Origin of the sequence: Agrobacterium sp. CFBP2214 (assembly GCF_030209895.1) — a bacterium.
GTDB lineage: Bacteria > Pseudomonadota > Alphaproteobacteria > Rhizobiales > Rhizobiaceae > Agrobacterium > Agrobacterium radiobacter.
Map to the genome: position 1 here is coordinate 21075 of NZ_JARVRC010000011.1, position 12360 is coordinate 33434.

Here is a 12360-nt window from a genome sequence, read left to right on the forward strand (position 1 = left end):
CGCCAGCAAACGTCAACCGTTCCCGTCCGCGTTTTCCCCATTGAGCAAATCCTCAAGCAGTTGACGATCGGCATCCCGCAGCGTCATCTGCGGCAGCTGGCGCCGCAGCAAGTCGCGCAACATCCGCACGTCCGGCCCCTCTGCCGATTGTCGAAGTTCGCTGACCATCCATGTGCCCAGCAGCATTTTCCGCCGTACCTCAAGCCGCCGTTCCCGTGCGGCAAGCCGTGCCATCAGCGAGCGCTTGCGTGCCTCCAGTTCCTCGATGCGACGGGCAACCGGTTTACGCACCATCACGGGTTACCTCGCAAGCTGTGGGGACCTTGTTCTCCACCAGCCTCACCCTCACCAGATGACCGCCCTCGCCACAGCGCCGGACGTTTATGGCAGGGCAGGCCTCAACGAAACCGCCAAGCCCGGCAAAACCGAAGTGGCGCGGATTGAAGGACGGCTCATGCAGGGCAAGCCACAGACCGACCTTTGCCAGTGGTGACCAGCCATCTTCTTCCCTGCTGGCAGACACGGCCTCTTCGATCATCGCCAGCATCTGCTGCTCGACATGGGCGGAGAGATCTGTTTCCCTGCCGGCGGTCTGTGTTGCGTCTGCTGTTGTGGCGGAGAGCCACCGCATCTCTTTGGACGGCCGCAGCCTGTCGAAACGGGTAAAGCTGCTGCAGGCGGCAATGAAGGAAGACGGTGTCTGCCGGCCACCAAATCCGTGCACGGCGATCCCCTCTTCGCGGATGCGTACCGCCAGCCGGGTAAAGTCGCCATCACTCGAGACGATGCAGAAACCGTCAAGGCGGTTCCGGTGCAAAAGATCCATCGCATCGATGATCATGGCGCCATCGGTGGCGTTCTTTCCCGGACAGCTGGCAAACTGCTGCACCGGCCGGATGGCATGATCCGCAAGCCGGCTTTTCCAGCCCCTCATGTTTGCCTGCGTCCAGTCGCCATAGAGACGCCGGACCGTCGCGTCGCCGAGCGTTGCGACCACACCGAACAGCCCGTCCACGATTTTTGACGAGACATTGTCAGCGTCGATCAGCACGGCCAGCCTTGGGCTTTCCCGGTCCGTTCCGATGCCGGTGTTTTGCCGGACACCCCTTGTCCCTGACCGCCGTTTCGTTTCCCCGAACCTGCCTGCATCCATCACCGTCTCCATTGCTCTCTTCGTTATCGAGGCAAGGGTAACGAGGATCGATTTGCAGCGCATTCTGGTGAATTCACCATAGAGCCAGCCATCCCCCGTCCCGCTAGACTGAATTCGACAAGGGCGCACTTACGAGTTGGCACCCTGGCGACAGGCCAGACATCGAAGGGCTGACGTCCGGTTGTTTCCGCTCACCCGCGGGCGGGACCGGGCCGGAATCGGGTTTTTCTGCCGGCGCGTTTTATCGGGAGACCGGCATGGCGATCTATCATTGCAGTGTAAAACCGGTCGGCCGCAGTGCCGGCAAAAGTGCCGTCGCCGCCATCGCCTATCGCACCGCCAGCAAAATCCTCAACCAGCGTGACGGCATTACCCATGACTTTACCGCAAAGCAGGGTGTCGTCCACACGGAAATCATTCTTCCCGATGGTATCGATGCCCCATGGCTGTCCTGTCAAACGATTGCCGACGCGACCGGCAAGAGCGTCAAGACCATTCAGCGCGCCGTCCATGAACCTGAGGTGAAAGGATGGTTCGAGGTCGAGCGCGGAAATGGCGTCGGGCACAACACAGAATATCGTCCCCCAGCAGCATCGATTTTACGCGCATCGGACGCCCGCGAAAAGACGGACAAAGTTGTCACCCTTTACCCTGACAAAGGCGGTAAAATTCGTCCGGAAAGGCGGTCAGATGTGTCTGGCGAAGAGGGACAAATATGTCCACCAAACCCAGAGAAAGAAAAAATAAATAGACCTAACCCGCGCGAGGACGCCCCGCTGCGCGTCGAGACCCGGCGAGCCGTCCCGCTCGTTTTCGTGGCTGAGACCAAGGCGGATCAGGTCGAGCAGTGGTGCGCCTGGCTACGCCGTCACGGGCTTCCATCTATCGAAACCCTGGGCTTGCCAACCGTGAAAACCGGCAAGCCAGGTTATGCCTTGCCGGGATATTGGCCACCGGACGAGACGAGCCCAGGTGCGCTGGACTGGATCGCTTTCTTCAGCCGCCGCCCTGACCACATTGCCACCGAAACTCCCCGACAAACCGACCTTCGGAGGGCGTCATGACGGACGGCGATTTGAAGGGAGCAAGGCAACCCCTGTCATACGGCGAGCCTTCTGACAGGGAGCCTTGTGAGGGGAGGCAGACCTCCCCTTCAAACCCCACCAAGAGCACGCGGCGATCGCCCAAAGGCGAACTCAATGCCGTCGTGGTTTTCCGCTGCACCGCATCGGAAAAGCAGGCGCTGACCGCCCGCGCAGCGCGGGCCGGTCTGCCCTTCGCCACGCTGATGCGGGAAGCGCTCGGCCTCACCGAGGCGCGCCGCCGCCGTCCGGTTCCGAAGGTGGACCCGGAGCTGGTGCGCGCCGTCGCCCGGATCGGCGGCAACCTCAACCAGATCGCGCGATGGCTGAACGCGGCCCAGGTTCAGGGCCAGGTGTCCGCCATCGACGCAATCACGGTTGCCACGCGCCTGGTCGCCATCGAGCGGGCGCTATCGGAAACGCTTGAGCAGTTCACCGCCAAGGATGGCGCGCCGTGCTGATCAAGTTCTTCCGAAACGGTCAGGGCGGCGGATCGGGACCGGTTGACTATCTGGTCGAGCGCGACGTCGTCGCTTACGATCAGAACCGCAACGCGATCCGCGACGAGCGCGGCGGGGTCATGCTGTTCGCCCGCAAGCCTCTGCCCGAAGTGCTGCGCGGCGATGCCGACCGCATGCGCGCGCTGATCGACACCTGCCCGCACCAGTGGACCTATCGGGCCGGAGTCATCGCGTTCACGGCTGAGGACGCGCCGAACCCTGCCCAGCAACGGCAGGTGATGGACACCTTCGAGAACCTTGCCTTTGCCGGCCTCGAAGCCGACCAGCGCGATATGCTGTGGGTGCGCCACACCCATGAGGGCCGCGTCGAGTTGCATTTCGTGACGCCGCGCATGGAGCTGGTGAGCGGGCGCAGCCTCAATATCGCGCCGCCCGGCTACCAGAAGCACTACGACGCCCTGCGCGATGTTCTGAATAAGGAACACGGCTGGAACGATCCGATGGCGCCAGAGCGCGCCCGCGAGACCGTCAGCCTCATCGAAAGCGTCAGGCGCGGCGATGCCCGCGAGTTGATCCATGACTGGATCGTCCAGCGCATCGAGACCGGCGACATCCGTGACCGCCCGAACATGACCGAGGCTTTGACGGCGGCGGGGTTCGACCTGCCGCGCACCGGAAAAAACTACATCACCGTGCGCGATCCGGAGACGGACGAGCGCTGGCGCCTGAAAGGAGACCTGTTCCGTGAAGACTGGACCCGAGAGAATACCCTTGAGCGAGCGCTTGAAAGATCGTCTGGCGAGCCCAGCCGCTCCGGAAGCCGGCTCGACGCCATCGCTCCCGATGAGCTTCGAGACCGACTGGAGCGAAGCCTTGAGGCGCGCGCAAGCTACAATCGAGACCGATATCCGCAGCTTCACGGACGCGAACCGACAGCACTTGAGCGAGGCACTGGCGACGACCGAGGCGGACGTGAACCGGCTTCGGTCGATGGTGCAGCCGTTCTTCCTGACCATGGGCGCGGTGGCCTTTCTGATCATCCTGTTGAGCTTCACCGCGAGCTGGTTTTGGGCGGGTCTGATGATCGACCGCGCCCAGAGCGCCAGCCTTTGGCAATTGGGCTTGCAGATCAACCAGACCGGCAGCGGCAAAGTCCTCACCTGGGACGTCAACCGCCTTCAACTGATCACCTGCCAGGCAGGGACCGACAAAACCCCATGCCTGAAGATCGCCCAGGGAGATTGACCGATGACCGAAACCACCAGACCACCGATGCCCGAGACCCTGTCGCCGCTGGAACGCGAATTGCTGGGTTACGTCGAGACGTTGATGAACGCCTTGCAGAACGGAACCGCGCAGTTCGAGGCGCTGGAGAAACGCTCGACCGACATGATCGAAAATCGGCAAGCGGCTTTGGAAGGATCGCTGAAATCGCTCATCGCGTCACAGGCTACCTTCATGAACGCCTGGCTCGCCTCCGGCAATCCTTCCAGCGGCACGGCCTCAACCGGGCTGATGGAAGCATTCGCCCTGCTGGAGCAAGCCGAAGCGATGCTGGAGGCGGTCGCGCAGCAGACGTGACAGGCCGACCGATCGCGCCCGGTCACGGTCGCAACTGACCCTTATTTCCTTCTGGAGTTTCGATTCATGAATTTGATCATTCAGCCCTATCGCTATGCCCTTTCCATTGCCGTGGTTGCGGCAGGTTTCCTGCTGATGGAAACAACGCCCTTGTTCTGGCCACCCATCTACCAGAACGCGCGCGCCGCGATCCTCGTCATGTTTCTTGGGTTTGCGCTGCTGACCTTGGCAGGAGACACCCAGGGCCGCGTCCGCAGCGCGTCGGGCTTGGCTGTGGGGGCTGCCCTCCTTGCCGCGTCTGCTCTCGCCCTTACCGACCCGACCATTGCGGCCGGCGTCCTGCTCGACAGCTTCAAGGCTTGGCGAAATGCCGGCTATTCCGGAATCGAAAGTGTCCGAGGGGTGGTTTCGACCTGGGATCGCTTCACAGAGGCGCAAAAGCTTGGCGTGCAAACCAGCCTCGCCATTGGCCTGCCTGTGCCGCTGTTCCTCATTCTGCGAGCGATCTCGATTGCCGCCCCAGCTTCGTCAAGCCGCATTTCAAAACAAGGCCCATGGCGCGCCCGTTGGATGAACCGCCAGGAGTTGCGCCAGCTCCGGCACAACAACAGCGGCTTGCCACTCGGTCTATCCGGCGGCGCAATGCTGCGCTACCGTCCCAACCCGAAAACCGGATGGCGCGCCGGCCACCATGTCGCCATTGCCGGCACCCGCGCCGGAAAGGGCGTATCCGTCGTCATCCCCGCCATCATCGACCATGACGGGCCGGTCGCGGTCCTCGACATCAAGGGCGAGAACTTCGCCGTGACGCGCCGATATCGGCAGTCGCTCGGCCGTCAGGTCGTGGTTCTCAATCCCTTCGGCGTCATCGAGCCGTCGAAAGACCACTTCAATCCGCTCGATTATATTAGGCAAGCGCACCTGGTCCGCGACATCGAGGTCATTGCCGAGGGGCTTGTTCGACCGGAAGGCGGTAACGGCGCACACTTTGCCGAAATGGCGAAATCGATGATTGCCGCCGTGATCGAGGTCGTCATGACCGGGCGCGCCGAGGCCGATCGCAACCTCATCACCGTCATGGACCTGCTGTTTTCCGCCGGCTTTGAAAAGACACTGACGGAATGGGCCAGTGCGCCGGAGACATTCGGCACCCGCCCTGCTGCCGCCGCTGCCACCTTCCTCGCAGCCGGCGAGAACGAGCGCGGCGCGATCAAAACGACGATCAAGAAGGCTTTCGATTGGGCGCGTTCCGACGAATTGCGCGCCTTTCTCAGCACCTCGACATGCTCGCTTGGAAACCTGTTCGAGGGCCGCGCCGACCTCTTCATGGTCGTGCCACTCGACCAGGTAGAAGCCCAGGCCGTCTTTCTCCGATTGCTGACAAACATCATTCTCGGCATGGCCGTACGCCTCGAAGGCGCGAAGAAGCCGAAAAGGAACGTGCTGCTGGTCTTGGACGAGTTTGTTCGTCTCGGCAGAATGGAAAAGCTGATCAACATCGCCAACGTCGCCGCCGGCTGCGGCATCGAGGCACTGTTCATTACCCAGGACAAGGGCCAGATCGAAAGCGTCTACGGCAAGGGCGACACCGCCAGCATTCTCGGCTCCTGCGTCACCACCCGCATTTTCGGCCTCGGCAGAGCGGAGTTCGAAACCGCCAATTGGGCCGCGAACGCTCTTGGTGATCAGACAGTGCTGACCCGCACCAGGCAGTCGACCGCGAAGTTCGGCGAGGCCCGTAAGACCTCAACCGCTGAGCAGCGCCAGAAGCTCATGACCGCCGATCAGATCCTGGAAATGAAGACCGGCAAGATGCTGCTGCTGACAGGTTCGAAGCCGCCGGCACTGGTTGACGCGATCGTGTCGCACCGTCATCCGGTATATCGGGCGAAGCTGGATCGGAATCCTATGGTGTAGGGCAACAGGTTTGAAGGCTCTGGAGATCGGACGCCTGAAGCTAAAAGTCTAATGGCGCGCGTGGGAAAATCTTATAGTTCTCCGATGTATACTCACTGTAAGTTGCCACTTTGGTCGCAAGGCGGTGACGAGATGAGACCTTGTGCAGTTTTAAACCTACGAGAAATATTGATGACAAGAATTCTTACAGCAATGGATGTGGCAGAGAAAGTTTATGGTGAATGGAAAGAGACATTCCATACATTGAGAATTGATAAAGAGACTTGTCAACTCGCCATCGCGGACCTGGCACGAGGTCGCACGCTGAGCCCGGATTGCACTGCAGATAAAGTTTTGGATACGGTGCGAAAAGCGATCGCATCGGGCGGTGCCAATTTTTACGCTTAAGAGCATTGCGGACAGTGGCCGGCGGCGCAAAAGCGCCGGCCTAAGCCGTCTACGGGTATTGTCGGCATGTTTTCCGGAATTTCCGTATCGTGGATCCGTCCTCCCCTGCATTTCTCGTCGCAAATATCGGCCACTTAACTTCCAATCTGCCGGATATTGACTTCCAAATAGCCGAATACGATGGTCCCGATCAGCGGAGATTCGGAGTGCTGAATGTTTGGGCGGTTTGTAGAGCGGCGGGCAGATGAGGCGCTGTCCGATACGCCCGTCGTTTTGATAATTGGACCACGCCGGGCAGGCAAACAACGCTTGTCAAGAAGATGGGCACTTCGGAACGCACCTACATAACGCTCGACAATCAGACGGTACTGGATGCCGCCAGGAATGATCCAGTCGGTTTTATCCAAGGTCTCGATCAAGCCATCATCGATGAGGTGCAGCGAGCGCCGGACCTTCTATTGGCTATCAAGAAGTCTGTTGATGAAGACTACCGTCCCGGTCGGTTTCTCCTGACCGGGTCGGCCAATGTGCTGACGCTGCCGAAAGTCGCTGATAGCTTGGCAGGACGCATGGAAACTATCCAAATGCTTCCTTTGGCGAGGGCCGAGATCGCCGGGAGTTCCCCGAGCTTTCTTGAAGGATTGTTTGAAGGAAAGCTGAAAAATCAGCCGAATGCAGTTGTTGGCGACGATCTGGTTCAGTTGGTTTTGCTCGGCGGGTTCCCCGAAGCCCTTAGCCGCGAGAGTGAGCGCCGGTGCCAGGATTGGGCGCGATCTTATCTCACCTCGATCCTGACACGCGACTTGCGGGATATTGCTGACGTCGAGAAATTGGCTGAACTTCCGAAGTTTGTTCGGCTGCTACGCCTGTGCCACGAAGTCCTGCGTGGTGATGGCATTGGCGTAGAAGGGCGCAATCTCAGTCACAAAATCGTCCTGCTGCTTGCGGGTGTAGGTGTAGCCAGCCGAAGCGTCGTAGACGACGTTCGTGTGATAGCCAAGATCGTGCGCGTTGCGCATCGAGGATTCGACACATTGGCGTTGCGAGAAGCCGGCGAGGTAGATTTCGAAGATCCTGTTGTTGCGAAGATAGCTGTCGAGCGTTGTGCCCACGAAAACGCTGCTGCCACCGCCGCGCTCGCGTACGACGAATTCCTCTTCGGCGGGTTCGAAGCCCGGGAAGAACTCTGCCTGCTCGCCCAGGAATGAGCCGTAATCGCGCATCATCTTGCGCAGGCCGTACTTGCCTTCGCCGAGCACTTTGAAGGTCGGCTCGAATTTTAGTGAGGCGTGAATCACATGCATGCCGCGACTGCGGGCTTTCGCCAGGATGATCTTCGAATTGGCAATCGCTGTATCGACCTGTTCGCGATCCTGGAATGAGGGATAGATGCCGCCGGTCGGCGACAGCCAGTCGTTGACATATTCGATGAGAATGAGCGCCCTCTTGGATGGTTCTGTCATGAGATCGGTCCTGTCGGTCGCATGTGGATTAAGCCGCAATGATCGCGCCCTGCAGGCGCAAATGTTCGCGGAAGAGTTCGGGATAGGTTTCGACGACGGCATTCCTGACGCTTGGTCGTTCAGCGAGTGCGGAACGCCACGCCGTTAACCGCGGCAAGCCGTCGAAGATGGGATCTGATACGGCCGGGTCGATGATCTCGAAATAGCGGAATAGTGGCGCGTAAACGGCATCTACCAGCCCGAAGTCTGCCCCAGCGAAATAGGGGCCGTCAGCCAATTCCGCCTCAAGCTTTGCCAGGCGATCACTGAATGCCACGCGTTTGGCATCTGCGGTCGCCGCATCTTTGGCATGTAGGAACTGCCAGCCCTCCGTCATGGCCTGCGTGGCAAATTCGATCCATGCGCGGTGTCGCGCCCGCAACAGCGCCCCGCCGGGATACATAGCTGCGCCACCTTGGGTCTCGTTTAGATATTCGCAGATCGCTACGCTTTCGAAGAGGATTGCATCCTCGCCGTTGCGCTGTCTAATCTTCAGTACCGGCACCTTGCCGGTCGGCGATAGGGCCAGGAACCAGTGCGGTTTTGCCGACAGGGCAACATCGATCCGCTCGAAGGCGACCCCCTTCTCCAGCAGCAGGATCACCGCGCGCTGGACGAATGGGCAAAGGGGATGGCTGATAAGGGTGAGGTTTGTGTCTGTCATGACAGGTCTCCGCTCAGTGCTGCGTCAGATCGATTGCCCGCCCGACACATCGAACGTCGTGCCGTTTGCCCAGCCCAGATCGTCGGACAGGATTGCAGCTACCGCGGCGCCAATGTCACCGGACTCGCCGACGCGGCCTAGTGCAATGGTGCCAGCAACATGGGCGTTGATGTACGCGTCATCACGCACCCCACCTCCGCCGAAATCCGTTGCGATTGCGCCGGGAGCGATGGCGTTGACGCGGATCTGGCGCGCGCCGAGTTCAACTGCCATGAATTTGGTGAGTGTCTGCATCGCCGACTTGGCAGCCGCATAGAGGCCATAACCCGCCATCGTCGTGCGAACAAATGCGGTTGAGACGTTCAGTACGCGCCCGCCGTCATTGAGTAGCGGCAGCAGCTTCTGCGTCAGGAACACTGGACCCCTTAGGTGCATGTCGACCATCTGGTCGAACTGCACCTCGGTCGCGTCGGCAACCATGGTATAGACGCCTTCGCCTGCGTTGTTCACCAGGTAGTCCAAACGCGCAGCTCCGAACGTCGTCTTCAGGGTGTCGGCGACGTTCTCGGCAAAGGCCGCGAAGCTTGCGGCATCGGTGATGTCGAGCGCCAGCATTGCAGCGTTGCCGCCCATTGCTTCGATCTCGCTGACGAGTGCATGAGCCTCGGCGGTGCTGTTCCTGTAGGTGCCGATCACGCCCACACCACGCTTAGCTACATGCAGCGCCATGCTGCGGCCGAGACCGCGGCTGGCTCCAGTAATGAGTACGATCTTCTGAGACATAGCTCTGGCTCCTTATGGCCTAATCTTCTGAAGGGTTGGCCTGTGAGGGACCCTCCGCTGCAGACCATCTAGCGGAACTTTGCAGTCCAAACGCCGCCTGATGCTCTCAGAGTCTTGCCTGATTGTCTCAGGCTCTTGCAGAGGTGAGGAGACGTGTCATACTCATGGGCATGACCGATAATCTTCAGCCGCATCGCGATCTCGCACTCCGCCACGGGCGGGTCGGCATCACCCAGACACCAATCCCGCGCCTGGAAATCAGTGTTGGACAGGTGACTTCCGGTACGTCGCCGTGCCTATACCGCTCGATGATCTGCTTCATCTTGCAGGGTTCGAAGGACGTCGCGATCCACGACGACCTGCTCCGCTACGACTCATCTCGGTACCTGGTCAGTGCACTTGATCTTCCCTTGAGCGGGCAGATCCATAACGCTGACGACGGCAATCCTTATGTGGCGATCTCACTGGTCCTTGATCCGGCGCTTCTCGCCGAGGTCGCCTCGACGATGCCGGTCACGCGTGAAGCGGAAATGCCAGGTAGTGGCATCGCGATCAATCCAATGACGCCTGCGCTGCGCGACACGCTTAATCGGCTGCTGGCGCTACTCGACACACCAGCAGACATTCCCGCGCTAGCACCGATGGCGGAGCGCGAATTGCTGTATCGTCTCTTGCAAGGTCCGCAGGGACGACTGTTGCGTAGCATTGCCCGCCCAGAAGGTGCGCTCGGTCGTATCCGCCGCGCAGTTGAATGGATACGCGACCACGTCAATACGCAGTTCCGGATTGAGGCGCTGTGTGAAGCCGCTGGCATGAGCCGCGCCAGCTTGCACCGCCACTTTGTCGCGCTGACAGGGCTAAGCCCTATCCAGTATCACAAGCAACTGCGGCTTCAGGAAGCGCGTCATTTGCTACTCGCCGGCGACCGTACTGCCTCCGACGTCGCCTATGCGGTCGGCTATGAAAGCGCTTCGCAATTCAGCCGTGAGTATTTGCGTCAGTTCGGAGCGCCGCCCGTCCGCGATATCCGTAATTTAAGACAATCGATCGGCCAAGATATCGCTGGTTAGGTTTGTCTTGCGCAGATCAGGTGACGTGAATGCTAAATGTGCATTTCTGTCAAAGTCCACAATTAACGGGTCCTGACGACATTGTCGGACAGGGATGCCGAGGCGCCAGCGAGGAGCAGACGGTCAGCGGAACCCTCCTGGATTTTGTAAATTTTTGCCGTCACGCTGAGACCAGCACTAAGCGAACGGGTGGCCCTGATGCACCAGGGTTGTGAAGAAGTCCGTTCGCGAGCGAACGAGCATGGCCGTAACGGTCGGTGGTGACCTCGTGTTCATACACAATACTCACAAAACACCTGGTCGAGCACCAAACGATTGTGGCTGATGGTTGTTCGCGAGGCTCGCTTTCACTCTATTGCTGTCTTGACCCGGCGGCGCTCCAAAGAGACGCTTGTACTCACGGCTGAATTGCGAAGCGCTTTCATAGCCGACCGCAAATCCCACCTCTGATGCACGCATCTGCCCTGCGATCATGCGCCTCCGGGCTTCGTGGAGCCGGATATACTTTTGATACTGTAACGGACTGACCGCTGCGACGGCTTTGAAACGGTCGTAAAAGACGGATACGCTCATGCCTCCAAGCGCCGCGACCGCCCTGAAATCGAGACGCTCGGTGTGATGGTCGCGTATCCAGGCCATGGCCTTTCGAATGTGCATCAGGCGCGAGTCAGCCCCGGCAATCTGCCGAAGCAGGCCGCCATGCGGCCCCATTAACAGCCGAAACATCAGTGCGTGCTCCAATGGCTGCGCCATGACCGGAATTTCGGTCGGTCGATCAAGGAGCTCCACCAATCTTCCCCAAGCACCGAGAAGCGACGTACTTGCGGTGCTGAGGCCATACCCCGATTCGATCGGCAGCTCTGGTATCGCTGCCATCTCAAGAACGAGGTCAGACAGCAATGGCGCGTCCAGATACAAGCCGATTGCGACAAACGGTCTGTCTGGCGACGCTTCGCAAACTTGACCCAACGCGGCAATCTCGGCCGCGACAATCAAGCTTTGGCCGGGTCCATACTCGAACATCTTGTCGCCGATAAACATGCGCTGCGTGCCCTGGATCACCAACGATGCCGCAGGATCGTAGATCAGCGGATCGACCTCGGTCGTATGATCAAGAGTGTAAACGAACAGTCAATTTAAGATTAGGACGGCCAGCATGGCGCATTGCGACGGCGCGGATTGTGTCGAGTTCGCTCATCAAACCACCCTAACCCGATTGCCCAGTTCTATCAAGAATTCCGGAAGATCAGGCAAGAGTGACCGAAGTTCCGGCATCGTGGCCTTAGGGTTCAAGTCCTATCATCGGTCCCAAGACAGAGCCATTGAGGCGTCTGATGGTCCAGGAGAAACTTGCATGCCCACCCCAATCGAAACCGTTTCTACTTTTTGCGCCGCTTTCGTTGAAGACGGCGGAAGGCCAGCCGTCCGCCGCTGGTTCACACCCAGTACGCGCTGGATCAATGAAGGCGTTTCAGTCACGACGGGCGCTGACGAGGCCATTGCGATGATAGATGAGCTGGAGACGTCGATCGGAATCTCCACGGTCCATATCGATATGCTCGCGATTGCTGCCGATGGATCCCGCGTTCTCACGGAAAGGCTCGACCGGTTCGAGCGTGCCGATGGCAGTGAAATTGGGCGCGTGATGATTATGGGAATTTTTGAGCTTGAAGGGGACAAGATCGTCGAGTGGCGGGACTATTTCGACGTCACCGCCGTTCAGAAGTTCTCGGCGGTTTGAGACACTGTCTTTCATCACA

At 59.6% G+C, this 12360-nt stretch carries 15 protein-coding genes and 1 pseudogene; 9 read left to right on the top strand and 7 right to left on the bottom strand.

All coding sequences use genetic code 11. The annotated features are described in order from the left end of the window. Nucleotides 1-12: 12 nt before the first annotated feature. The gene (locus tag QRN60_RS22920; RefSeq protein WP_129566954.1) at nt 13-294 is read right to left on the bottom strand and encodes a mobilization protein; all 282 of its coding nucleotides are present in this window, start codon (nt 292-294) and stop codon (nt 13-15) included. After that, the gene (locus QRN60_RS22925; RefSeq protein ID WP_129566953.1) at nt 284-1153 is read right to left on the bottom strand and encodes an NYN domain-containing protein; all 870 of its coding nucleotides are present in this window, start codon (nt 1151-1153) and stop codon (nt 284-286) included. Before QRN60_RS22925 ends, QRN60_RS22920 begins: the two co-directional genes overlap by 11 nt. A 257-nt stretch (nt 1154-1410) precedes the next feature. Here QRN60_RS22925 and QRN60_RS26565 point away from each other — a divergent pair, with 257 nt between their 5' ends. Together QRN60_RS26565 and QRN60_RS22935 are read left to right on the top strand one after the other, a co-directional pair. Beyond that, complete coding sequence (locus QRN60_RS26565; protein ID WP_350225284.1) at nt 1411-2217, top strand: MobA/MobL family protein; 807 nt, start codon at nt 1411-1413, stop codon at nt 2215-2217. Next, nucleotides 2214-2696: a MobC family plasmid mobilization relaxosome protein gene (locus QRN60_RS22935; protein WP_209689482.1), complete on the top strand. Its 483-nt coding sequence runs from the start codon at nt 2214-2216 to the stop codon at nt 2694-2696. Before QRN60_RS26565 ends, QRN60_RS22935 begins: the two co-directional genes overlap by 4 nt. On the opposite strand, the gene QRN60_RS26615 is transcribed toward QRN60_RS22935, so the two are convergent. Beyond that, complete coding sequence (locus QRN60_RS26615) at nt 2579-3274, bottom strand: hypothetical protein (protein ID WP_502871957.1); 696 nt, start codon at nt 3272-3274, stop codon at nt 2579-2581. The genes QRN60_RS22935 and QRN60_RS26615 overlap by 118 nt on opposite strands. 193 nt (nt 3275-3467) lie before the next feature. Between QRN60_RS26615 and QRN60_RS22945 the strand changes: the two genes are divergently transcribed. From QRN60_RS22945 to QRN60_RS22965, 5 genes and pseudogenes are all read left to right on the top strand, one after another. After that, the gene (locus tag QRN60_RS22945) at nt 3468-3941 is read left to right on the top strand and encodes a hypothetical protein (RefSeq protein ID WP_236762505.1); all 474 of its coding nucleotides are present in this window, start codon (nt 3468-3470) and stop codon (nt 3939-3941) included. A gap of 3 nt (nt 3942-3944) precedes the next feature. Continuing rightward, complete coding sequence (locus tag QRN60_RS22950) at nt 3945-4277, top strand: hypothetical protein (RefSeq protein ID WP_129565371.1); 333 nt, start codon at nt 3945-3947, stop codon at nt 4275-4277. Between the two features lie 66 nt (nt 4278-4343). Then, nucleotides 4344-6194: a type IV secretory system conjugative DNA transfer family protein gene (locus QRN60_RS22955; protein WP_129566951.1), complete on the top strand. Its 1851-nt coding sequence runs from the start codon at nt 4344-4346 to the stop codon at nt 6192-6194. Nucleotides 6195-6365: 171 nt separating this feature from the next. Beyond that, complete coding sequence (locus tag QRN60_RS22960) at nt 6366-6581, top strand: hypothetical protein (RefSeq protein WP_112951178.1); 216 nt, start codon at nt 6366-6368, stop codon at nt 6579-6581. Nucleotides 6582-6794: 213 nt separating this feature from the next. Then, nucleotides 6795-7444: pseudogene (locus QRN60_RS22965) on the top strand (ATP-binding protein); the annotation flags it as partial. Here QRN60_RS22965 and QRN60_RS22970 read toward each other — a convergent pair. Genes QRN60_RS22970 through QRN60_RS22980 form a run of 3 tightly spaced genes read right to left on the bottom strand, consistent with a single transcriptional unit; the run spans nt 7442 to nt 9530 of the window. Further along, nucleotides 7442-8044, bottom strand: a complete 603-nt coding sequence (locus QRN60_RS22970) for a cysteine hydrolase family protein (RefSeq protein WP_129565369.1) — start codon at nt 8042-8044, stop codon at nt 7442-7444. The pseudogene QRN60_RS22965 and the gene QRN60_RS22970 sit on opposite strands and share 3 nt — an antisense overlap. A 28-nt stretch (nt 8045-8072) precedes the next feature. After that, the gene (locus QRN60_RS22975; protein ID WP_129566950.1) at nt 8073-8747 is read right to left on the bottom strand and encodes a glutathione S-transferase family protein; all 675 of its coding nucleotides are present in this window, start codon (nt 8745-8747) and stop codon (nt 8073-8075) included. A 24-nt stretch (nt 8748-8771) separates the two neighbouring features. Further along, nucleotides 8772-9530: an SDR family NAD(P)-dependent oxidoreductase gene (locus QRN60_RS22980; protein WP_111834017.1), complete on the bottom strand. Its 759-nt coding sequence runs from the start codon at nt 9528-9530 to the stop codon at nt 8772-8774. Nucleotides 9531-9700: 170 nt separating this feature from the next. Between QRN60_RS22980 and QRN60_RS22985 the strand changes: the two genes are divergently transcribed. Next, entirely contained in the window at nt 9701-10600 is a 900-nt protein-coding gene (locus tag QRN60_RS22985; protein WP_111834036.1) for an AraC family transcriptional regulator, read from the top strand. A 285-nt stretch (nt 10601-10885) separates the two neighbouring features. Here the strand turns inward: QRN60_RS22985 and QRN60_RS22990 are convergent, their stop codons facing one another. After that, the gene (locus QRN60_RS22990; protein WP_129567240.1) at nt 10886-11731 is read right to left on the bottom strand and encodes an AraC family transcriptional regulator; all 846 of its coding nucleotides are present in this window, start codon (nt 11729-11731) and stop codon (nt 10886-10888) included. Nucleotides 11732-11954: 223 nt separating this feature from the next. On the opposite strand from QRN60_RS22990, the gene QRN60_RS22995 reads away from it, so the two are divergent. After that, nucleotides 11955-12341 carry a limonene-1,2-epoxide hydrolase gene (locus tag QRN60_RS22995; protein ID WP_111834015.1) on the top strand — a complete coding sequence of 129 codons (387 nt, stop codon included), beginning with the start codon at nt 11955-11957 and terminating at the stop codon, nt 12339-12341. The last annotated feature ends 19 nt before the right edge of the window (nt 12342-12360 follow it).